Here is a 23397-nt window from a genome sequence, read left to right on the forward strand (position 1 = left end):
CTGCAAAAGGAAGCGCGGACTGTTGTACTTCGAGTTGCGTGCTGTGTCACGAATTTCATGCGTCGTAGTCATTGAAAAGAGTTGAAGTGTTCCCTCATGCTGCGTCTCTTGAACCTATTGGACGGCTCTCTCCAATATTTTTTTGTTGAAAAAGTGTTGCAGAAATTTCGATGATGCGTACAAATACGGCGAACTGATGCATGCACTCGTTTTGTGATCAGTCTTCAACCCTTGTTGATGCTTCTCACAAAACAAGAGCAAGTCTCACGATGCCAACGAAACATGTGACCTGGCGACTGCTTAGCTGGGAAGGATTCGTCAGGCGAGACGGAGACGAGCGGCTTGCTCCGGATGAGCGGTCGTATTGATTAGTTAGTGTGATGCGAGATTTTGTAGCCTGGCCTCAAGAGAACCCTTGAGAGGGTTGCCCGAGGTCGAGAGGCACGCATCGCCAAAACTTTTTTTAGGAGGATTGATTGTGGCCAAGAAGAAGCGAGCTGCTAAAAAGAAAAAAGCAGCACCAAAACGGAAAAAGGCGAAACGTAAGGTCGCCAAGAAGAAGTCGGCTAAGAAGAAGGTAGCCAAGAAGAAGACAAAGAAGAAAGCAGCCAAGAAGAAAAAGGCCGCTAAGAAGAAGACGAAGAAGAAAAAGGCCGCCAAGAAGAAGACGGCTAAGCGCAAGACCAAGAAGAAAGCCGCCAAGAAGAAGACGGCTAAGCGCAAAACCAAGAAGAAAAAAGCCGCTAAGAAGAAGACGGCCAAGCGTAAGACTCGTAAGAAGAAACGCTAGACCGTAGTTTTCTCGGCAACACTATCGAAAAGGGCCGCTGCCTCGCGACGCAGCGGCCCTTTTTCGTAGCCGTCCTAGCCTCGTTCCCACACTCAGCGTGGGAACGAGAGCAATGGATTGGTGGGACTATAACACCGAGAGCGTTGGCATCGGTGGTGCTTCGACGCGGGCACTAGTGATGAAGTCCACTAAGTTGAAGCAGATGCGCTCGTAGTAAGGTCCCGACTGAGCGTCAGTGAGGTTTCCAGAAGTCTCACCTGAGTCGCCACGCTCGCGGATCGGCAGTTGGATTGGAACTTCTCCCAGGAACGGCACCTCAAGTTCTTCCGCCTTGGTGCGTGCGCCGCCACTGCCAAAGATGTCGTACTGTTTGCCGTTGTCGGGGCAAAGGAAGTAGCTCATGTTCTCGACCATCCCGAGAACAGGGATGTTAACCTTACGGAACATGGCGATTGCCTTCACAGCGTCCAGCAGGGCCACTTCTTGGGGCGTGCAGACGACGACGCTTCCAGTGAGCGGCAGGAGTTGCGAGAGCGTAAGGGCGATGTCACCAGTGCCCGGGGGCATGTCGATGATCAGGTAGTCGAGGTCGCCCCAGGCTGTGTCCCGCAGGAACTGAGTCACGGCTCCGTGGAGCATTGGGCCACGCCAAACGACCGCCTCGCCGGGGGGGACGAGGAAGCCCATGCTCATCACCTTCATCCCGTCAGTCTCGATCGGCTCAAGCTGCTTGTTTTCAGCAGTCAGTTTCTCGTCAGGGATGCCCAGTAGGTGAGGGATACTCGGTCCGTAGACGTCGGCGTCCATAATGCCCACTTTGCAGCCGCTCTTGCTTAAGCCGTAAGCGATCGACGCGGCGACGGTGCTCTTACCCACGCCACCCTTACCCGAGCCCACGGCAATTACGCTTTTGGCCCTAAGGCCGATGCTGCCAATCGGTTCAGCAGGTCGATCATGTGGGACAATTTCGACTTTGACTTGAGGAGAACCTGGCAACTTCTCCTTCAGCCGATCTTCAATCGTTTGCTGCGTCTGCTCCCAAAGGGGCGCAGAATAGGTGGTGAGGCCGATCTTGACGGCCACTTGTTGACCATCGATTTTCACGTCGGCAATCTGTTCCATGACTTTTAGGCCACGCCCGGTCTCGGGGTCAGGAAAGTCTGCAAGTAAGTTCTCTACAAGTTGCGGGTCGATGGCCTCGTCTGACATCAAACAATCTCCAATCAGTACCGCTCCGCGGAGCAGAAAGCTGTGTCTTCTGTGGAATATGATAGGAAACTCGCGCGCATCCCGATGCTCAACGAGCAACCCTCTACAATACTGCTACCGCATAAGAATCCAAGGCGTAATGCAGTGTAAACAAGCGAGAGGCCGTGGCTGTGGCTTCCAGCCGCGCTTGCACGGCAATTGGGTAGCATTACTGGGGCAGGATGCCCCAGCCACTGAAGAGCCAGCACAGCGAGCTAGACCTAGCAAGAGAGATCAGCGCATATAAAAACCCTTCGCGGATGGGGCAGCAACCCGCGAAGGGCAAGTTCTGCGTCAGACGAGCCAACGCATGTTAACGATGTTAATGAACGAAATTGGAATTTGCAAGAACTTGGTGATAAATATGCTCTAATTCACGAATAATTCCGTCCAGATTTGTATGCAATTCGACGTAAGCCATTCTAGCAACAAGCGATATGTCGCCCGATCCCTTAGACCTCCTGAAGCAGCTTATCGCCCTGCCGAGCGTGAATCCGCGGTTAACCGCTAACACGGACCCAAACGCAGGAGAGAGCCGCGTAACAGCCTTTCTGCAGGCTTTTGCGGAGGAGCAAGGCTGGCCTTGGCTTCGGCAGAAAGTGCACGACGGTCGTGACAATTTCCTGGCCTTGGTGGGGCTCGCTCAGGAAGACTTGCACGATGCGGCGATACAGGCACATGAAACGGGGAATACTTCGGTAATACTCTTCGAAGCCCATCAAGATACCGTTGCCACAGAGGGGATGACAGTTCCTCCATTCGAGCCACAAGAGCGTAATGGCCGCATTTACGGTCGTGGAGCCTGTGACGTGAAGGGTGGTCTAGCCGCGATTCTGGCCGCGCTCAGCACGATACGGTCTGTCGCCTATCGCAAACCCATTTTGTTGGCCTCTACGATTAACGAAGAGTGCGGTTTCAGTGGAATTCGCGCTCTGAACAAACTTTGGAGCGACGACGAAGGTGAGGTTGTTGAGGCATGGAAGGAAGCGAAGGGCCCACTTCGACCGACTTTGCTAACGTCAACTTTTCGACCAAATGTAGCAATCGTTGCCGAGCCGACCGAGCTAAACGTGGTTGTCTCCCATCGTGGCGTCGTTCGCTGGCAGGTTACAACACACGGTCGAGCGGCTCACTCTTCTCAACCCGAGCAGGGCGAGAACGCGATTTACGCAATGGCCTCCGTCATCGAGTGCGTCAGAAGCTACGAGCGAGAGGTTTTGGCCCAGCGACCAAAAGACCAACGCTGCGGCGGTCCGACGGTTAGTGTTACGACGGTCCAGGGCGGAACCGGAGCGAACACTGTCCCCGAATCGGCAAAGGTGAACATCGACCGTCGCCTCTCTCCTGATGAAACACCGACAGAGGCTTGGCAGGAGATGATTGATTGGATCAACAGCCGGGCTGTTCTAGATGGTTGCCGGATCGAGCACGAAACGCCCTGGATGGAGAGCCACGGTCTGGCTGAGGGAGAGAATCTCGAACTTGCCAATCAAGTTGCAGAGATTGCTACCGAGGTCTGCGGCTCGAGCGAGCTGACTGGAGTACCCTATGGCGCCAACGCCGCCACGTTGGCAGCCGCAGGGATTCCGAGCGTGGTGTTTGGCCCTGGGTCGATTGACCAAGCCCACACCGCTGATGAGTGGATTAATGTGGAGCAGCTCCAGCAAGCGACTGAGGTTTACCGGCGACTAGCGCTCGACTCTCAAAGTGGCTAATTGTCACACCGCGAGCCGACTAGCGTAAGCTGTCTGGTTGGACTCTCTCGCGCTACTGCCCGACCGCTCACGCTAGTCGGCTCGAGAGCTCATGCATCAAAACACATCAAGATGGAAGTGATGCCCGGTGTGGTACTTCCGACGATTCGGATAGTAGTTATGCCAGTGCCGGTTATAAACCGGGATACGCATTTCGGGCGGGTAACGGTGATAGAGGCTATCAGCGCTGCGATAGTACTCATCGCCCCAGAAGTTTTGCGGATAGTACACGTACGGGTAGTGGTAGAACCGATTCCAGTCCTGGGTGGTGTACGTTGAATTCCAGTGGCGGCCGTAGGCTTGTTGGGCGCTGGCTTCTTCTTGCGAGTTGACGCAAGCAAATGCAGCGCAGGCAAGACTTGCCAGGCAGATCCGACGGATCATGATTGCTCCCCTTCGATCAGTTCGCCCTCCGCACTCGATGCGCGGACGCGGGCAGATAAGCTCTTAGAAAGGGAATCGGCCCAAGGAGGGGCTCGGGTTGAGGGAATAACCGCTACGATCGGGAAAAGTTACCAGCTCTGAATGACCAATGACCAAGTCGAAATGACCAATTGCAAGCGACTGGACAGCGTGTCATTGGTCATTTGGACTTGGTCATTGGGTATTCTTTACTCGGGCATTTTCCCTTCAACCAAGTCCTTCTCCCACTGATCCATCAGAGGCCAGTCGATCGCACAGGTGCCGAAGTCGGCCATGTGCAGGTAGGTCTCCAGGCGTGCTAGCGTTTTGTCGATCAGTGCGTTGTCCTTGCGGAAAACGGGGCCGTGGCTGGGGAGGAGCCACTGCACATCGCTTGCCTTGATGCGTTCTAGCGAGGTAATAAAATCGGGGATGCTGCTACCGTGATGGGCGTCGATCGCCCCCACGCAGCCATCGGCAAAGATATTGTCGCCAGAGAACAGCAGATCGCCCATTCTGAAGCTCAATTGGCCGTCGGTGTGCCCCGGAGTGTGCCAAACTTCAAGTTCCAGGCTGCCGATTTTCAGCACGTCACCATCTTTCACTTGGTTCTCGACTTCCACGGGAGGCATTTCCAAATGGATATCCTGGGCAGCAATCTCCGCGAACGTAGCAATCGCATCGCCCGCCTCTAGGTGCTTCGCAGCCAAGGGATGTGCCATGACCGTGGTTTTAAGGAGCTGCTTGGCACTCGCGAGCCCCTGGATGTGATCGACGTCGGCGTGCGAAGCGATCAGCGTCTTGCATTTGCTGAACGGGAAGTCAAGCTCGCGAATCAAGTCAATGCAGTCTTCGACTGCGTCTTCGTAGCCAATGTCGATCAGGGCCCACTCAGCGTCGTCGTAAATCAGATAAACGCTGCAAGTGATGCGGCGCTGGGCCTGATGATTCAGTTCGATAACGTGCGGGAAAAGTGGAGTCCGTTCGAGCATGGCGTCGGGTTTGGCTTAGTCGATTTACAGTAGGTCGTGCTTGAGCAACCGCAATTCTAAAGAGCGCAGCCACACACTGGCAACGGTGACGATTGTTTTCGGGCTTAGAATCGAGCAATCGAGAACAATTCTCAATAGGAGAATCGTCCCTGAGCCGAGATGCGTAAGCACTCGGGTTGTGCTCGAACCAGCATAGACCCGAGAGCTGACGCTCCTCGGCTCGGGTTGATTTGCAAGCCTTACTTGAGAATCGCCGCCAAGCCTTCACGATAGCTGGGGTACTTCAGGTTCACCTCGATAGTTTCCATGAGCTTCGAGTTGCTAATACGCTTGTTAGAAGCTGCCCGGGCAGCGGCGGGCGAGTCCGCGTCGGGCTCAGCGAACTTTGGTTCTGGGGCTCCGATCAAGCGGGCCACTTCGCGATAGTAATCGCCGCGGATTACTGGGGAGCCGTCACTGACGTTGAAGGTTTCAAGCCGGGCCGCTGAAGCGGCACGGCCAGAGAGCCAATGATCGACCGCGACGACGACTCGTGCCGCATCGTCCACGTGTGTGAGGTTGAGCCAACCTTCACTTGGGGCAGCAATCGGTTCGCCCGCTTGAAGCTTCTCGAGGTAGGGAATTCGCCCAGGCCCATAGATTCCCGCCAGCCTCAACACAGCCGCTTGCCGGCTTAGCCGCGAACTGGCTAGGTGATTCTCAGCCGCCAACGATGCCTTCCCGCCAGCCCGCTGAGGATCTGGCGGTGTCGTTTCGTCCACGATTTCTCCGCCTGCGTCGCCATAAACCCCAGTCGTGCTGATATAGACGAATTGCTCGACGCTTGCAGGTAAAGCAGCGAGAACATTCGCAACACCCTGGCTGTAAACTTTATCGATCGAGTGATCAGAGGTCCGATCATATCCCACGGCAAACAAGACGCTCTCGACTTCTGGCAGCTCGCCAAAGCTTTCCGGCTCTGTCACGTCCGCGACGATCGTCTCGTAGCCAAACTCGCGGTAAGCGACCGCCGATTCCATCGAACGAGTAACGACGTAAACGGTATCGCCAGCTTCACGCCACAGGGCAGCGACTCTTTCGCCAAGGTAACCACAACCGAAAACGAGACGGTCCATTTGGTCTAATCTCCGCTATTCTCTAGGCCGGCCAAGTCCAGGGCTTGTTGAAAGCAACGATCCAAGTCATCTGGAAGTTGCATATATCGGAAAACGCTATGATACACGCCCGATTTGACGCCTTCGATGTGGTAGCTGCTTGGAGATAAAGGGCCCTCGTAAGCCAATTCTCTTTTGAGATTCCAAAAGTCAGCACGCTCAAAGCTGCTTGCTAAATTTCGGAATTCGCTCTGACTAATTCGCTTTTCGCAATGCAGCTTCCAGGGTTTGATATCCCACTTCGCTGGGTGACAAGTTTTTGCTGTCAGAAGGAAATCGCCATCAAGGCATTCGATTCTAATGAGCTGATTGACGGCGTCGGGGTACAGGTGCGGTTTGTACGGCTTGTGATAGAACCGGTAAGCTTCATAGCCAGCATCAGACTGGCGTTCTAGCAACAACGGTTCTTGGGCAAGTTTCAAGAGGTACTCGGGCTCGAGGACTCCAAGCTTTCTCGCAACCTGATTGAGCGTATCGGCTGATGTTTCAATTGATTCGTCGTTGAGAGGTTGCTGGTCATCTTTCTCTTTATGACTCATTCAATTCCCCCCGGATCACTCTGCCCCTTTGCCCCGGCTTCGAGATAGGCCGTGAGCATAATCTGCGCCGCGAGTTGATCGAGCCGTGCCTTACGTTTTTTCTTGGTGAGATTCGCCTCACCTAGAATCGCCTCCGCTTCGGAGGAAGTGTAACGCTCGTCGAAGTATTCAATGGGCACGCCAGTCAGTTCCCCGAGCCACTTGCCGAACTGTCGTGCTTCATGCGACTTCTGACTCTCCTCACCGCTGAGGTGGACGGGGAGACCGACGACGAATCGCACGGGGCGTTCTTCTTTAGCGAGTCGAGTGAAGTACTCCTTGTCGAGTCTCTCACTGCGACGTGTGTAGGTTTCGAAAGGACCTGCCATGCCCAGTTCGAGATCCGCTGTGGCAAGACCGATGCGGACGGTGCCGTAGTCGATGCCGATGATGCGAGTTGAAGGCATGCTTACTTTAGGGCATCCTCGATAATTGCTTTGGTGTCATTGAGGAATTGATCGAGATTTGAATAGGGCTCTTCGCCTTCATAGCTGACTGTAGCGCCAAAGTCTTTAGCGAGCGCATAAGAGGCTATCATTGCTGATGCACATTCGATCATCTCACCACCCCAAGTAAATTCAATAGAGCACGTCGCCGAAGGCGCAATAGAATTAAACTCAGCTAAAGCTTCGGCAGATGTTTCATAATAGATTTCAAAGCCCGCTTCTCTGTCACGCAGTTTACACGGCAAGAAACCAGAATCTTCGAAAGGCTTTAGATCTGGATCAAGCTTGAAATCAAAACCGCACTCGTCAATGGATTTTTGCCAATCGCTTTGGCTGGGAACTCGATCTTTCGCAAGCAGTGCGTATTGACTGTTCATATTCGTTCCTCAATTCATCAGACATGATTGCTATAAATACTCAGTCCAACCTCGCGACTCAAGCTCTTTCACAACTTGGCGAATCGACTCCTCATCATCCTTATTCGCGACGAGTGTCGCGTTCTCGGTGTGAACAACGAGGCAATTCTTGAGTCCCAGGGTGACAATCAGGTGGTCGTCTTCACTACGGATGATCGAGCCACTCGTGTTCAAGCCCAAGTGCTTGCCCACCACGGTGTTGTTGTCTTTATCCGTTCCGACGAGCCGTTCCAGCGACTTCCAGCCACCCAGATCGTCCCAATCGTAAGGGGCTTCGATCACGGCGACGTTCTTGGCGTGTTCCATGACGGCATAGTCAATCGAGATGCCGTTGATTGCGGTGAACTCTTTCTCAAACGTTTGCTCCTGCTGATCGGTGCCCCAGGCTTCGACGATTTTCTCTAGATGGGCGAGCATCTCCGGCTGGCGTTTCTTGAGCGCATCGAGAATGGTCTTCGCCTTCCAGATGAAGATCCCTGAGTTCCAGTAGAAGTCTCCCTCAGCGACGTACTGTGTCGCGGTCGCTGCGTCGGGTTTCTCGCGAAACTGTTTGACGACGAACGCGGGTGCCTCGCCATCGTGCGTTTCAATGTGGGCTCCCCGCTGGATGTAGCCGAAGATTTCCGCCGGATAAGTCGGGCGGATGCCAAACGTGACGATCCGATCGGGTTGGTCGTCCACCAGCGAAGCCGCTTGGCGAACGGCCTCTTGAAATCGGCCTTCTGAGCGAATGACGTGATCCGCCGGCATGACCGCCATTGTCGCATCGGGGTCGTTCTTGCTGACGAGCAAAGCCGCGAGCCCGATGCAGGGGGCCGTATCCCGTTTGCAAGGCTCGCCGACGAGCGAGGCGGGGGGAAGCTCGGGTAGCTGCTCGCTGATCGTATCCAACAGTCGTCGATTGGTGACGATCAGTGTTTGCTCCGGCGTCACCAAGTCTCCTAAGCGACTTACGGTTTGACGAATCATTGATTCATCGCCGACGAGGTTCAGTAGTTGCTTGGGACGCTGGGCAGTACTTGCCGGCCAAAAACGCGTGCCGGTTCCTCCGGCCATGATGATTGCGTGAAGCATAGATGGAAACGTTGAATGCGACTTTGGGGAGTTCTTATGGAAAGCCAGTATGATAACGCGTTGCGACCGACCTTCGTAGCCGCGTTGCTACGCAACGCCGGGAGCCCAGGTTTCAGGGCTGTTTACTTTGTACAGATTTCTACTGCCTTGTGGCCCAGGCTACCGGCAATGCGTAGCACTGCGGCTAGGCACGTCATTTAAGCTTGCTTAGCAGGTTTTCCGCCAACTTGCCTGGTTCCTGAGAGCTTGCCACTGCCCCGCTCAATGCGATGCGTTCAATCCCCGCCTCGATCACTTGGTCGAGGTTCTCTGCGTCGATCCCGCCTATAGCGAACGTCGGCAGAGTGATTTCAGTGGCGACTTCTTTCAGATACTCAAGCCCAGAGAACTTGTCGAACTTTTTCGTCTTGGATGGAAACGTCGGTCCCGCTCCTAAATAGTTCGCCCCGTCGATCACGGCTTGCCGTGCTTGGTCAATCGAATGTGTGGAGATACCAATGAGTCGATCAGGACCAATGATCTTTCTTGCAGCAGCGGGTGCGAGGTCTTCCTGACCGAGATGAACCCCGTCGGCACTTGCGGAGGCAGCGATATCGGCCCGATCGTTGATGATTGCCAGAGTTGGTTTGTCGCGGGTCAGCGTGGCAAGTCGTTTGGCCCGCTCAACGAGATCTCGATCATCGAGTTTCTTGTCGCGGAGTTGGATCATACCCACACCCGCTTCGACCAACTGTCCAACGAGCGTAGTAAAAGCGTCTTCGTTTTTGCAGCCATCGATCAGGACGCAGAGCTTGATGTCACGCAGGCGTTCCCGCGAGTTGAGTGTCCGGCCTAGTGCTGCTTCGAACTCGTAAAACCGATAGCGAAGTTGTTCGAACTGAGCCGCCAAATCGCCATCGAAGACTTTCGAGAATTCTTCGAGGCTCCGGAGCGACTGCTTGGTACGCTGGCAACTTGCCTGGCAAACGGCAACAGTGTCCTCCCGATTCGTTTCGCTGTCGGTGGTGATGCTCGCCCCAACATCTCCGGCCATGTTCCGCGTCGCGTGTCGCTGCTCGGAGAGAATCACATTGGACGTCGTTGCCAGATCGTGCCTGAGTTGCTTCACCAAGCCGGTGAGATGCGAGTCGTCTAGGATAAACCGCACGAAGTCGTCCACGACCCTCAGGCCCTCGGTTGCCCGATTGAGCGAGGCATCAAGAAGTCGGATGGTTGAAGAATCAGGTGCTGGCATGAACTTGAGTGGGCAGTAGTCAGGGGGCAAGGGGCAGTTTCGACTGATTCACCAACAAGACTGCCGACTTAGAACTGCCCCCTGCCGACTTTCTCGCTGCAAACCGATCTCGCCCGAACTCGTTATTATCGCTATCTTTAGACTGTTCCCACAACGGGCAAACGGTTCGTCGGCGTCATTTGCTGCGCGGCGAGCGATGGCTTGAAACCTACCCCTAGCGGGCTACACTTCCCCAACCGCTGATTTAGTCGTCATCGTCGCGACTGGGTCGCATGAGGACCGGCAACTGTGAAGCAGCCGAAACTCCACTGGACCGCCTATTTATGGCCAGGACTCCCGCATCTGTGGAATCGGGGGTCTTGGGCAGGTTTGGCGCTGGCGGTAGGATTTACGGTACTGCTGAACGTGTGGTTGGTTTCCACGCTTGTTTGGAACGAGTGGTTACCCGCGAGAGTGAAACCTGCTGGTGCGGTTGTGCTGGCGGTCATTTGGTTGCTCGCATGGGTCGAGGCTCGAGCCGACTGGCGACGGTACTTGGTGGAGTTCGCGGAGAAGGATGGCCTCGACCACGATCAGCGTAGTGAGTTGAGATTCAAAGAGGCTCAGCAGAAGTATCTGGCCGGTGATTGGGTTGGTGCTGAGAAGATGCTGCTGAAGATTCTTAAGAGTGAGAAACAAGATGTCGCGTCGCGTTTGATGCTGGCAACCCTATGGCGCCGCCTTGATCGCACTGAGGATGCTTGCCAGGAGCTAGAACGAATCGAAAAATTGGAAGCCGCGAGTCAGTGGCAAGCAGAAATCGCTGCCGAGCGACGGCTGCTTCAAGAAGAACCTGACGAGATCGAGACACTCGAAGAAGTAACCATTGAAGTCGAAGAAGACCCTCCGGTAATCCTTCCGATTACCAACGAAACCACCGACAATAAGAACGACGAAGAAGACAAACAAGACCAGCGACGAGTCGCTTAACCGTCACGATTGCTGACGGCCCGCCCCGAAGGGAGAAGAGGAATATGTACGAACGCTTTACTGATCGCGCCCGCAAGGTCATGCAACTTGCTAACCAAGAGGCGCAGCGTTTCAATCACGAATACATTGGCACGGAGCATGTGCTGCTGGGACTGATCAAAGAAGGCTCCGGAGTTGCAGCCAACGTGCTGAAGAACTTAGACGTCGATCTTCGCAAGATCCGCCTAGAAGTCGAGAAGCTCGTCCAAAGCGGACCGGACATGGTCACGATGGGCAAGCTCCCGCAAACGCCACGCGCGAAGAAGGTCATCGAATACTCGATGGAGGAAGCGCGGCACTTGAATCACAACTATGTTGGCACCGAGCACATTTTGCTTGGCTTGCTCCGCGAGCAAGAAGGCGTTGCCGCTCAGGTGCTCATGAATCTTGGGCTCAAGCTTGAGGATGTACGCGAAGAAGTTCTCAATCTTCTTGGCCACGGCATAGAAGGTGAGGAGAGCGTCAGCAGCCGCGGCGGTCGAGGTGGCGGCGAAGGTGAGGAGCGTGAAAGTCGCAAGGGTGGCAAAAGCAAGACACCAGCGCTGGATAGCTTCGGTCGCGATCTGACGGAACTTGCCAAGCAAGGCAAGCTCGACCCCGTGATCGGTCGCGAGAAAGAGATTGAACGTGCTATTCAAGTCCTCTGCCGTCGCACGAAGAACAACCCTGTCCTGCTCGGCGAGGCGGGCGTTGGTAAGACGGCCATCGTTGAGGGTTTTGCACAACGCGTGGTAGATGGCAATGTCCCTGAGATTTTGCTTGAACGCCGCATTGTCGTTCTCGACTTGGCGATGATGGTCGCGGGCACGAAGTATCGCGGTCAGTTTGAGGAACGCATTAAAGCCGTGATGAACGAAGTGCGTCGTGCGAAAAATACGATCCTGTTCATCGACGAGCTGCACACGCTTGTTGGTGCCGGTGGTGCTGAAGGTGCGATTGATGCCTCCAACGTCCTGAAGCCAGCCCTCGCACGCGGCGAGATCCAGTGCATCGGTGCGACGACGCTCGATGAGTATCGCAAATACATTGAGAAGGACTCAGCTCTCGCACGTCGTTTCCAGGAAGTGCTGGTCGAACCGACCTCGGCCGAGGACACGATCAAGATTCTCGAAGGTCTTCGCGATCGCTACGAAGAGCATCACCGTGTGCAAATCACCGACGATGCCACCAAGGCGGCTGTTGAGCTTTCCGACCGTTACATCACCGGTCGTTGCCTGCCGGACAAAGCGATTGATGTGATCGACGAAGCGGGCGCTCGTGTCCGTCTGAAGACCATGAGCAAACCGCCCAATCTCAAAGAGATTGACGAAGAGGTCGAGCAGCTCAACGTCGAGAAAGAGGAAGCGGTCGCCAATCAAGATTTTGAGAAGGCTGCCGCGCTACGCGATCAAGCTGACAAGCTCAAGAAGAAGAAGAAAGACATCACCGCCCAATGGCGTGAAAAGTCACGCGAGAATGGTGGCGTTGTTGATGAAGACGTGATCGCGGAAGTTGTCTCGAAGATGACCGGCATTCCGCTAACGCGTATGAGCACCGAGGACACAATTCGTCTGATGAACATGGAGGATGAACTTCACGAGAAGGTCATTAGCCAAGACGAAGCCATCAAGGCGATCGCCAAAGCCGTCCGTCGAAGCCGTAGCGGTTTGCAAGATCCCAAGCGTCCAACAGGTACGTTTGTGTTTGCCGGTCCGACCGGTGTCGGTAAGACATTGCTCGCCAAGGCACTCGCTGAGTTCATGTTCGGCGATGAGGAAGCCCTCATCCAGATCGACATGAGCGAATATATGGAGAAGCACAACGTCAGCCGTCTGATCGGTGCCCCTCCGGGATACGTTGGCTACGAAGAGGGTGGCCAGCTCACCGAACAAATCCGCCGTCGTCCCTATGCAGTTGTTCTGCTGGACGAAATCGAGAAGGCACACCCCGAAGTCTTCAACATGCTGTTACAGTTGATGGAAGAAGGCCGCCTGACCGACAGCTTCGGTCGGAATGTCGATTTCCGCAACGTGATCCTCATTATGACGACCAACGCCGGTGCGGACGCCATCAAGAACGAAGGAGGCTTTGGCTTTAAGAAGCCGGACGCCGACGCGGACTACGACAGCATGAAGGGCCGCGTGGTCGAGGAGATCGAAAAGGTCTTCCGCCCTGAGTTTATCAACCGCGTGAACGACATCATTGTGTTCCGTCACCTCACGGAGACCGACTTGAAAGAGGTTGTCGAGCTGGAACTCTCGAAGGTACGGCAACGTTTGGCAGAGAAGGGTCTCGCCATCGAGCTTTCCGACGAGGCGAAACAGTTCCTCATCAAGAAGGGTTCAAACACGGACTATGGTGCACGTCCGCTGCGTCGGTCCATTGAATCCTTCATCGAGGATCCACTGGCCGAGGAATTGCTCAAGGGCGAGTTCAACGGCAAAGACCTTATCAAGGTCGAGGCGAAGAAGGTGGGCGACAAGAAACAGCTCATCTTTGAGGGCCTTAAGACCAAAGAGGACGAGCCGGAGCCGGTTGGTGCTGGTGTTGGCGAAGGTGATGACGCACCCGCTGAAGACGTTAGCGAGTAGTTTCTCAATCTGACACTGTGATTCCTCAAGCCGCAAGCTTTGCTTGCGGCTTTTTTTGTGGATTGCATATTTGCAAAGTGTGTCTAACTTAACGGCTAGGCGGCAATCCTGAAGGTATGATGTTCCAAACCAAAATTCCGAGCAGCGTTTAGGCGTTTTCATTTCCCTTCAAGCTTTCTGCTGCCGTCCTAGCTTTTCATGTTGTAATCAATGAGCATCGTTGCCAAGCCTGATAAGGCCAACAAAAAGTCAAAGCCTGGCTATCTCTCGACGGTCCCTCCCCAGGAAATCTTGCCGATTATTGACGGCAACTTCGAGTCCACCGTCCGTGGGTTGTACGTCATTGGCGATGTCACCGGCATTCCTTTGGTGAAGATCGCCGCCAATCATGGTGTCGAACTGATCGAGCGGATGGAGAAGCAGGGAGTTTTCAAGACCTCTGGCGGCGACGGTGAGGGTCTTGATCTGGTCATCGTCGGCGGCGGCCCGGCGGGGCTTTCTGCCGCATTGGAAGCTCAGAAAAAAGGCCTGAAGTACGTCGTTCTGGAGCGCTCGCACATCGCCAACACGGTGCGTGGCTTTCCGCCAGGCAAGAAGGTTTACTCCGAACCGCGCTACCTGAAGAACAAGAGCGAACTAGCCGTCGAGGGGGATCGCGAAAAGAGCGAGTTCTTAGAAATGGTCCGCGAGGCGGTGGACTCCAACGATCTCAAAGTGAAAGAAGGCTGTGAAGTTCAAAGGATTGTGAAGCGCGGCGAGCATGACTTCCAGGTGGAAGTGAAAGAGGGCCAGCCTTTTGAAGCACGCAACGTCGTGATTGCGATGGGACGTCAGGGGGAAGCTCGCAAGCTGGGTGTGCCAGGTGAAGAGAAAGCGGAGAAGGTCGTTTACCGACTACACACACCCGAGGATTATCAAGATCAAGACGTACTGATCGTTGGTGGCGGCAACTCGGCCGTCGAAGCGGCGCTCACTTTGATGGATCACAACCGGGTGACCCTCTCCTACCGTCGCGACGAGTTTTTTAGACTGAAGCAAGATAATCGCGAGGCGATCGACGCGGCCATCGCGGCTGGGAAGCTTGAGGTCCTTTTCGAATCGAATGTCACGGAGATTCGTGATGACGCGGTCGACATCGAAGTCGGCGGTGAGCAGCGAACGATCAAGAACGACTACGTCCTCGTGTTGATCGGCACATTGCCTCCCGTCGACTTTTTGCTCGACACAGGCATGGAACTGGACGGCGTCTGGACACTCAAGCGAGGCATCTATTGTGCGATTGGCATCCTGATTGGTTACTTCACTTATTTCCAGGCGAAGCACTATACGTTTATGAAGCCTGCTGAAGGGTCGGAGCAAACGCAGATTCCTGGCTTCGCTTGGCTGTTCGACATGATTCCGGCGAGGTTTTCGAATCTCTACTCGTTCTATTACCTGCTTTATTTCGTCGGGATCGCCGGGTTTGGTATTTATTGGGGATGGCGGTACAAGCACCGCCTCGTCTGGCGGAGGAATCTGTCAAACATTTTCTTCAACTGGACGCTCTGGTGGGGACTGCCCACGCTGTTGGTCGTCGTGCTGGGCAAGAACCCTTGGACGCCACTGTTGACGCGCTCGCTGAATGCTTGGCCGTTGAACATGACGGCTTTTGATTTGGAGCCGATCGCAGGGCAGGGCGAGCCGCCTTGGTGGACAGCGGTAGCGGTGTTTGGCGTGGTATGGGCTGTTTTTCTGACCTTTGTGATCCTGCCGGTCTTCACCCTTTTCTTTGGCAAATACTACTGCTCGCACGTTTGTTCTTGTGGAGCACTCGCTGAGACGGTTGGCAGTGCGTTCCGGCACCGCGGACCCAAGGGGGACACGCCTCGCTGGTTGGAACGCTTTGGCTACGTGGTAATTCCGCTGGCGGTAATCGTAACGGTGCTCCACCTCTATGGCATCGAGAGTCCGTTCGGTTACTACAACACGCTGGTAGGGACGTTCTTTGCCGGGGCGCTGGCCATTGGTGTTTATCCCTTTCTAGGCCAGCGCGTTTGGTGCCGTTTTTGGTGTCCGCTGGCTTTCTGGATGAACTTCTGGGGCCGTTGGTCGCGATTTAAGATCTCCGCGGAGCCGGGCAAATGCATCGACTGCAACATCTGCAACCAGTACTGCCAGATGGGAATTGACATCAAGTCGAAAGCCCTGCAAGGGAAAGCGGTGACGTTGAAAGATTCGCCCTGCGTGGGCTGTGCTGAATGCGTGGTGCGATGCCCGATGGAGATTCTTCACCTGGGGGACGTTCCTGCAGAAAAGCCTTACCCAGGGGGAACTGATGCAGGGCCGGGGAATACCACGTTCGTTTCAATTCATGATTCACTCGACTTGCCAATTTTGAATAACACGACTTTGAAGAATCGAGGGTGTGGAAACTGTAATGAGTAATCGATTGTCCCACGCAGAGGCGCAGAGATCGCAGAGTGAGTAGAGGCCGTTTCAGAACATCAACCGTCCCGTCATGTCGGGATAAGCGTCCAGTTCTCAGGGCAACCGGGGGCTAATGCCCGGCGGCTGATATGTTTTTTACGCTGCTTCTAGGTATCCTGAAAAGCAACTCCGCGTCCTCCGCGCCTCTGCGTGGGACAAAACTTGCGAGAAAGAGATCAATCATGGACAAGAAAAAAGAATATTCAGGCGCGTACCTGTGGTTGGCTGTCGCTTGCTTCGTGATGCCCGTGGCTGTTGCGGTGGCGGCATTCCGCAGTCTTCCCAAGCCTTACACCTACGCGGAGATCAAGCCGGACTCCTCGGGCGTTGACAATCAGCTTTGGGATCAACTCCTTCGGAATTATGTGGCCAATGGACTGGTCGACTACGACGGTCTGAAGCGCGATCATCATTTTGAAATCTACCTCAAGCAACTCGCAAAAGCCCAGCCTGAAAAGCTCGCCAGTGACGCGGAGCGTCTCGCTCTGCACTGTAATGCTTACAACGCCTTCGTGATCAACGGCGTGATCATTCACAAGGTGAAGAATAACGTGCTGACCGACGTGGTGGATCAGCAGGACCTGGACGGCGATGGAGATCGCGAAGAAGACAACGTGTTTTTCGATCTCCAGGAACACATTTTCGGTGGCAAGACGATCTCGTTGAATCATTTAGAGCACGACGTCATTCGCCCAACCTATAACGAGCCACGAATCCATGTTGCGCTAGTCTGCGCTGCCAAGAGTTGCCCGGAGATCCGCCCGGAAGCGTACCTGGGTGAACGTATCGATGAGCAGTTGGAAGATCAGGCTACACTGTTTGCGAACAACCCCAAACATGTCCGCTACGATGAGAAAGAGGGGAAGTTGTACCTAAGCGCGATCCTCAATTGGTACAGCGAGGATTTCGACGCCAGTGGAGGAGTCGTCGGGTTCCTCGAGAAACGTGCGAAGGGCGAGACGCTGCTTGCAGGACTAATGAAAGCTGACCAGGGCGAAGTCGAAATCGTCTATAACGATTACAACTGGTCGCTCAACACGCAGGGCAAGACAAAGACAAGCGGCGGGGGCAAAAGCTTCGGCTCAGGCTCGATTCCCAACGAGTAAAGTAAAAGCAACCCAAATAGCCGTGGAGCTACGCCTCCACCGGAACTTATAGAGCAAAGTTTGAAGCAGTTTGAATTCGGCAACCAAGGGTGGCTGGGGACAGCTTGAGGCTGCCCCCAGTCTTGGATAACTGGGGGCTCGCTCAACTCGTCCCCAGCCACCCGAGGAAGCCACTTGAGCCAACTCACAACGACTCAGCGGCAATTCCAGACCCTCGGCCCACGAGCCTGGTCGGTCCTCGGCGTGTCGTCCTTCGATTCAGGTTGAGGCAGTGGTTCAGCTTCCGGCATGAGGGGATCGTCCACGTCGAGTTCATCATCGAGGTCATCGCCGAAGTCTCCCTCGAGATCGCCGGCCTCAAGGTCATCTTCGCCAAGTAGGTCTTCGTCCTCTGGTTCGTCGACGGGCGACGGCACGGGCAAGGCTTCGTTCTTCTTTACAGGCTTGGTTTCCTCAGCTTGCGGAGTAGCCGCTGGCTTCGCCTGAGCTGGCGTGGTCGCTCGTTCAAGCTGAGGCTGGGTAGGAGTTGGTGTCATCGCAGGTAGAGGTTGCATCTGAGCTGGGTGCGGGGCAGGGTACGCGTGTTGAGGGTAAGGATGAGGGTACGGCATAGCTTGTGGCAGCGAGTGCATCGGCGCCGACATGGCGTCCAAGGCCCATAGGTCAGCGTCGATCGGTAGCGATTGATAGCCGCCACCCATCGAGCAGTTGCCTGTATTGCAGAACGGCCCCTGCTTGGCCGGAATGAATCTCAGTCGCTGCACGTGCGGAGGTTGATACCCCGGAGAGCGAATCATCGGTGCATGGTGCCCAGGTCCATAGCCGTAGCCGAAGTATTGAGGCGTCGAGCTTGGCAGCCGCCACAGTCCCGACTCTCTGGCGTTCGCGGGGCTGAGAAGGCTGTTGCTCAGCAGAAGAACGAGGACAAGCTCGAAGGGCCGACGCAAGGACATGGCAAGTTACCGAAGGTTAAGTTCTGATCATTTCGGAAAAAGGGCTTTTCTTTTGATCGAAATCGTTCGCCCACGGGCATCACTGGCAAACTTCGCTGAGGTGCGGATAAACGTGTGCTAGCAGCGCTCTGCTGCTGACGATCGTTGCAACGCTTTCGATGCTAGCGACCGTTAAGGTTTGCCACGATTCACTAACAGGAATAGCAAGTCGGATTTCCTGTTAGAACTGTCAAATCCCGCTCGATGCATCTCTTTTCTCAGGCCGATGAGAGGCTCGTAAAGCGGCTTCTTTCCCCGCTGGTGGTTGTTCCTCACTGCCTGTTCGGCCCCTCCTTCGACTCATTCGATATGTCAACAAAGCTCTCCCTTGCGATAGCCCTCGGTACGGTCACTCTGCTAGGTGCTTTATCACCTTCAGCAATTGCGAAAGCGCCCCCGTTTACCAGTAGAACAGCGGAGGAGGCACAGGCGAGTAGCGACTTGGGATCAAAGGCTCAACTATCGCTAGGACCTCAACAGAATGAGGAGAATGCCTCACTTGCCGATCAAATTATTCTCGAAGGCGAAGGTAAGGACACTATCGTCGATGGAAAAGCACAGCAGGTGCAGTATCAGCAAGCATTGTCTGGGTGTGATTTCCGCAGCGAAGGCTGCGGCTGTGGCGACTGCAACTACCAATGGCGCTTGCTTCCTCAAGGTGTTATCTACCGCAGCTATCTTGCCGGCGTGAACGAGTCGCGGTTTCGCTCCGTCTGGAACGACCAGGACAATGACGGAGACAACTGGGACATCTCGCTCGGAGGCCGTGCGACGATTCTGCGTTATGGAACTGGGGGTGACGTTCGGCCCGAAGGCTTCGAGATCGGCATCGAAGGCGCTGGCCTCACACGGCTCGATCCCGAGGAGGACCACGACGTTTCGGCGACCGACTATCGCTTCGGCATCCCTGTCACGTGGGGCGATGCGCGTCGCCAGTTTAAGGTCGCCTACTATCACCTCAGTTCGCACGTGGGCGATGAGTTTCTGATTAAGAACCCCGGGTTCACACGGCTGAATTATAGCCGCGATGTGCTCGTCCTTGGCTACTCAGTCTACCCAGACGAGAACTCGTTCATTCCTGGCAACGGAAACTTGCGATTTTACGGTGAAATGGGCTACGCCTTCGTCAACGATGTCTCCGAGCCGTGGGAGTTCCAGTTCGGCATCGACTACGCACCGACCCAAGGAACCGGCTTCCGCGGGGCACCGTTTGTGGCGTTCAACGGCCATCTGCGTGAAGAGGTCGACTTCGGCGGTAACTTCGTCGCGCAGGCCGGTTGGGCCTGGCGACGCAGCGCGGCCAGCGGACTTCTGCGTTTCGGCTTCGAATACTACAACGGCAAAGACGACCAGTTCTCGTTCTTCGACAACAGTGTACAGAAGACCGGCTTCGGGATCTGGTACGACTATTAAGCCGCTCGCGACTTAGCCGTAAGCGTAGTGAACTACTGCGGTGCTGGAACAACGACCGCCGCCGGCGCTACATCGACGGCTTCCACCGCCCTTTGCTCTGGTGGCTGATTGCGAGCCTCCCAATCGACGACCTCACCACCGGCGCGTGTCGCGAAGGCGACCATCGCATCTTTCGCAATGCCGTTGCTGATCCGACTGACACTGCCATCGACAAACGCCCCGAGGAACATCCCCTGCTCGTTCAGCAGCCCCTTGAAGGGACGCTCCGGGTTGAAAGGCAAGTCATCGGGTTTCATCCAATCGACGGCCACGTCCTTGTTCGCATGGACGAAACTGAGCGTGTTGGAAGTTCCGTCGGTGACGTGTCGGAAACCGATTTCCTCATCGCCGTCCCTCATGGTCCCTTCACCAGCGAGTGCCAAATAGCGAGTCTTCCCCTCGGCAGCCATTCCACTGGGGGATTTGAAGACCTCCGGCATTTGAGCGAGGAACTGTTTGTTGTGGTCGCTGTCCCAAGGCTCATCCATCCGAATGTTGTCGTGAATCCAACCGGCCTCCAAGTAGGGCAAGATCACGACTCTCCAACTGAGTATCGCATTACCCTCGTCGTCATAAACATTGTTGGGGAGTTTTCCCATGGCTGACTCATAATTGAGAATGGCGAGTTGAATCTGCCGCATATTATTCGTTTCTTGAGCCGTCTGCGCAGCCAATCGAGCCGAGCTCACCGCAGGAATAATCATCGCTACGCCCAAGGGTGCCGCAGCCATCAGATTTCCGCTGCCGGGTAGCGAGTGATGCGACGTGAAATGGAAACCGTCGCTCTTGTGTGTCCAGGTCGAAACCCCTGGGCGGAGGTGCTTGGCGATTACTTCCACCGACGGCAACACCGTCGTATCAATATTGATGCCCTCGCGGCGCATTTCGCCCGACATCGCTTGCACGCCCATTTGCACCCACGGGTAGATCGATCGTACGAGTCGAGGTGTATCTACATAGAACATCACCGAAGGAGCATCGCTTGCTGAGAGCGGTTCGCGAACCACCTCGTTGTCTGCCAGCGAATCCTCGGCACTCCGCTCCAGCACATCGCGGACGGTCTGTGGCATAAGGCCGAAGACCATCCATTCGTCACTGACGCACCAGGCTGGGGAGAAGGGGAAGGCTTCGCCAACGATTTGTAATGAATAGATCGTATTATCACCAATCTTGGATTCCTGAATCGTTGCCCCGCGACGACCGCCGCTGTTTTGGAATTCGCGGTCCATCTCTGCTTTGGCGAGCTGCATCAGCTTATCGATGGACTGGCTGAGCTTGCTTTGATCTTTCACTTTGACGGCAAGTGCCGAACCGAGCCACGAGCTCATCAGATCGCCACCGGGAAGATAAGCGATCCAAACGTCGTCAAGACTCTTCAGGATATCATCTCGAAGGTTCACGCCTGTCTGGCTCTCGACTTGCCACAAGCCCTGATCGAACTGTTCACGGGCTCGTGGTTCAAAGTCGCTGACGATTCGCAGAGCCGTCTCGATGACTTCATCAACGTCGATCCGTTTTGCAACGGCTAGTAGCGGATCGATGGGGATCGCTTGGAGATCACGCTTCGAGAGTGGTTTGTAGGGCATCAGACCCAACACGCCGGTCCGCTGGCCGTCAGTTTTGAGATGCATCGTGGTCTTGCAAGCCGTCGCGTCGTAGCCGCTACGGGAGTGGACCGCTTTGATGCTCATGAGACCAAGCTTTTCAGCAATGGCCCAGCCTTGTTCTTGTTCAGCAAACGGGCGGACTTTTTCCAAGACTGCCGTTACGTTGAGGTAGCCTAGTGCCAGTTCTCGTTCGATCGGATGCTCGTTACGAAGCTCGGTGAGCCAAGCGGGCGTTTTTCCCGCTTTCATTCGGTCGATGACTGTCTGAGGGGTTTTCTCACCGAGAGCAAGAATAAAGTACTCGTCTTTCCAACCCATCCGTACTGCGGGAGCCTCCGGCGGAGTTTGGGCTCGTTGCCAAGTAATGCCTAGCAGGTTCTCTTCACGGAACGCACGAGGCTCAAGAGCCATCAGGTTTTGAATGGCTTTTTCGATCTCCGCCTTCTTCTCGCCCGCATTGAGGATGAAAGCGGCGGAACCATCCAGCTTCTGCCCCTCTGGGCCGTTGTCGGAGAATTCAACATCTTCGATGTAAAGCACGAAGGGACGCAGCATCAGCCCTTTGATAATCGGAGGCAAACTGCGGGCAAGTGCTTGCTCCTCGCGACCTCCTCGCATCGTTGCCATTCCAACGACTCGCATGATCTGCGATTCGACCTCCTCGGCCAGTCGTTGGATCTGAGGCTCTGCATAGAGTTGTTCGGTTTCGTTTTCGCTCTCAGGGTCGGGAGCTTGCTGGCCGGAGGAGGCCCCAAACCAGAGGCATTTCTCTGGAGCAACCGCCGACAGCGCTGGGTCTGGCGGCAGCGGGGCCCCGCCCAGTGGCATGGCACTTACGGTGCCGGCGAGAAGCAAGGTAATCCAGGTAAAACCAACAGCGGCTGTAGAGGCCATTTTCTTTCTCCGATTTGAGTGGAAACTCGCTGAGCGATGAGAACCAGGTAGGCGGTCGATGGAAAGCATCCTCAAAACGTAGCAGAACGCCGTAAGAGGCTTCGTCCGAGAAGCGAAATACTTGCACACGAAATGGCAAACACCTCTGCGGTGATCCGCGAGCGACTTCCGTAAGTTTCTCCCTAACAAGCACTAATGTCAATTAGCGGAGGAAGCGATCGTCTCTAAATCATTTCTTAACGCAAGCTTCACCACTTCGCAGGTTTCTCTTAACCGTGCGTTCACATAACCCTCTTAATCTCTCCGGCATCGCTTTTTGTCGCTTGAGGAGGGTTCTTAGGCGAAAGCGATTGGACGCCGCCAGATAGCACTTGCTTTTTTATCCCACCCGGCGTCTACCCCGCCTTTTTTGGAGAGATGGACTAATGAAGAAGTTTGTATTTGCGATTTTCGCAAGCCTTGCTGTTCTGGCCGGTCAAGCTCAGGCAGCCTTCGACCTTCAGGTCACTGAGCTGTGGGCTGGTAACGATCCGAATCCAGATCTCACGGACGATTGGTTTGAGATAACAAATGTAGGCGATATGCCTTGGACGGCTGCCGTGGATGGGCCCATTTTTTATGATGACGATTCACAAGCAGCGGCTAGCGCTGCTGCCATCGAAGGTATCCCTTCAATCGCCGCTGGTGAGTCGGTCATTGTTACCATCGGAACACTGATTGGTCCAATCGATTGGAACAGTGTTTGGGCCGGTTTAGCTCCCGCAGGAACTCAAGTTGGTTACGCTGATGGTAGTGGCCTTGGTGGTGGAAACGACGGTGCTACGATCTTTTTGGACGCTAACATGAACGGCCCTGAAGCAGGTGAAATCGTAGACTTTGAAGGCTATATTGACGCCGACGGATCAGCCGGCCAATCTTACGACCCAGTCTTAGGTGCCTACAGCGTAATGGGTCAATTTGGCGCCGTTGGAGCTGGACCGAACAGCAACGGTCAGTTTGCCGTAGGTACGCCCGGTTCGGTACCAACGATCCCCGAGCCAGCTAGCCTGCTACTTGCTGCGATGGCATTCGCTGGAACGGCAATTCGTCGACGCAAGTAAACGACTCCAATGATCGAGGGGACGAGAGCCACTCGTTTCAATAGCGATGCCCTGGGTCCGGCGGCAAGCCGTCGGGCTCAGGGCATTTTCTATAGCCATTGCTTCCAACAATAA

The 23397-nt window shown here is 55.0% G+C and carries 19 protein-coding genes; 8 read left to right on the forward strand and 11 right to left on the reverse strand.

All coding sequences use genetic code 11. The annotated features are described in order from the left end of the window. Positions 1-478 precede the first annotated feature (478 nt). Entirely contained in the window at positions 479-790 is a 312-nt protein-coding gene (locus tag RIB44_09965) for a hypothetical protein (protein ID MEQ8616906.1), read from the forward strand. Positions 791-916: 126 nt separating this feature from the next. Here the strand turns inward: RIB44_09965 and RIB44_09970 are convergent, their stop codons facing one another. Then, positions 917-1999: an Mrp/NBP35 family ATP-binding protein gene (locus RIB44_09970; protein MEQ8616907.1), complete on the reverse strand. Its 1083-nt coding sequence runs from the start codon at positions 1997-1999 to the stop codon at positions 917-919. 476 nt (positions 2000-2475) lie between these two features. On the opposite strand from RIB44_09970, the gene RIB44_09975 reads away from it, so the two are divergent. Then, complete coding sequence (locus RIB44_09975; protein MEQ8616908.1) at positions 2476-3753, forward strand: M20 family metallopeptidase; 1278 nt, start codon at positions 2476-2478, stop codon at positions 3751-3753. A 96-nt stretch (positions 3754-3849) separates the two neighbouring features. Here RIB44_09975 and RIB44_09980 read toward each other — a convergent pair whose 3' ends face one another. The 8 genes from RIB44_09980 to RIB44_10015 form a co-directional block, all read right to left on the reverse strand. Continuing rightward, positions 3850-4176 (reverse strand): calmodulin-binding protein, encoded by a 327-nt coding sequence (locus tag RIB44_09980; protein MEQ8616909.1) that lies wholly within the window; start codon positions 4174-4176, stop codon positions 3850-3852. A gap of 227 nt (positions 4177-4403) precedes the next feature. After that, a complete protein-coding gene (locus RIB44_09985) occupies positions 4404-5186 on the reverse strand; it encodes an MBL fold metallo-hydrolase (protein ID MEQ8616910.1) in 783 nt (260 codons plus the stop codon). Positions 5187-5425: 239 nt separating this feature from the next. Continuing rightward, complete coding sequence (locus RIB44_09990; protein MEQ8616911.1) at positions 5426-6301, reverse strand: SDR family oxidoreductase; 876 nt, start codon at positions 6299-6301, stop codon at positions 5426-5428. A gap of 5 nt (positions 6302-6306) precedes the next feature. Then, positions 6307-6879 (reverse strand): hypothetical protein, encoded by a 573-nt coding sequence (locus RIB44_09995; protein MEQ8616912.1) that lies wholly within the window; start codon positions 6877-6879, stop codon positions 6307-6309. After that, positions 6876-7325 (reverse strand): Holliday junction resolvase RuvX, encoded by a 450-nt coding sequence (ruvX, locus tag RIB44_10000; GenBank protein MEQ8616913.1) that lies wholly within the window; start codon positions 7323-7325, stop codon positions 6876-6878. Before ruvX ends, RIB44_09995 begins: the two co-directional genes overlap by 4 nt. Before the next feature lie 2 nt (positions 7326-7327). After that, entirely contained in the window at positions 7328-7741 is a 414-nt protein-coding gene (locus RIB44_10005; protein MEQ8616914.1) for a hypothetical protein, read from the reverse strand. Positions 7742-7771: 30 nt separating this feature from the next. Beyond that, on the reverse strand, positions 7772-8854 hold the full coding sequence (locus tag RIB44_10010; GenBank protein ID MEQ8616915.1) for a mannose-1-phosphate guanylyltransferase: 1083 nt from the start codon (positions 8852-8854) through the stop codon (positions 7772-7774). A gap of 193 nt (positions 8855-9047) precedes the next feature. Beyond that, positions 9048-10088: a thiamine phosphate synthase gene (locus RIB44_10015; GenBank protein ID MEQ8616916.1), complete on the reverse strand. Its 1041-nt coding sequence runs from the start codon at positions 10086-10088 to the stop codon at positions 9048-9050. Between the two features lie 288 nt (positions 10089-10376). Here RIB44_10015 and RIB44_10020 point away from each other — a divergent pair, with 288 nt between their 5' ends. From RIB44_10020 to RIB44_10035, 4 genes are all read left to right on the forward strand, one after another. Beyond that, the gene (locus tag RIB44_10020; protein MEQ8616917.1) at positions 10377-11057 is read left to right on the forward strand and encodes a hypothetical protein; all 681 of its coding nucleotides are present in this window, start codon (positions 10377-10379) and stop codon (positions 11055-11057) included. Between the two features lie 44 nt (positions 11058-11101). Beyond that, a complete protein-coding gene (locus RIB44_10025) occupies positions 11102-13666 on the forward strand; it encodes an ATP-dependent Clp protease ATP-binding subunit (GenBank protein MEQ8616918.1) in 2565 nt (854 codons plus the stop codon). A gap of 210 nt (positions 13667-13876) precedes the next feature. Then, positions 13877-16090, forward strand: coding sequence for an NAD(P)-binding domain-containing protein (locus tag RIB44_10030; GenBank protein MEQ8616919.1), 2214 nt, complete (start codon positions 13877-13879; stop codon positions 16088-16090). Between the two features lie 224 nt (positions 16091-16314). Then, on the forward strand, positions 16315-17238 hold the full coding sequence (locus tag RIB44_10035; protein MEQ8616920.1) for a DUF547 domain-containing protein: 924 nt from the start codon (positions 16315-16317) through the stop codon (positions 17236-17238). A gap of 194 nt (positions 17239-17432) precedes the next feature. Here the strand turns inward: RIB44_10035 and RIB44_10040 are convergent, their stop codons facing one another. Next, a complete protein-coding gene (locus tag RIB44_10040; GenBank protein MEQ8616921.1) occupies positions 17433-18191 on the reverse strand; it encodes a hypothetical protein in 759 nt (252 codons plus the stop codon). Between the two features lie 348 nt (positions 18192-18539). Between RIB44_10040 and RIB44_10045 the strand changes: the two genes are divergently transcribed. Next, positions 18540-19643, forward strand: a complete 1104-nt coding sequence (locus tag RIB44_10045; protein MEQ8616922.1) for a DUF1207 domain-containing protein — start codon at positions 18540-18542, stop codon at positions 19641-19643. 32 nt (positions 19644-19675) lie between these two features. Here the strand turns inward: RIB44_10045 and RIB44_10050 are convergent, their stop codons facing one another. Beyond that, a complete protein-coding gene (locus RIB44_10050) occupies positions 19676-22183 on the reverse strand; it encodes a DUF1559 domain-containing protein (protein MEQ8616923.1) in 2508 nt (835 codons plus the stop codon). Between the two features lie 425 nt (positions 22184-22608). Here RIB44_10050 and RIB44_10055 point away from each other — a divergent pair, with 425 nt between their 5' ends. Beyond that, the gene (locus RIB44_10055) at positions 22609-23283 is read left to right on the forward strand and encodes a PEP-CTERM sorting domain-containing protein (protein MEQ8616924.1); all 675 of its coding nucleotides are present in this window, start codon (positions 22609-22611) and stop codon (positions 23281-23283) included. The last annotated feature ends 114 nt before the right edge of the window (positions 23284-23397 follow it).

The organism is Lacipirellulaceae bacterium (assembly GCA_040218535.1).
Lineage (GTDB): Bacteria > Planctomycetota > Planctomycetia > Pirellulales > Lacipirellulaceae > Adhaeretor.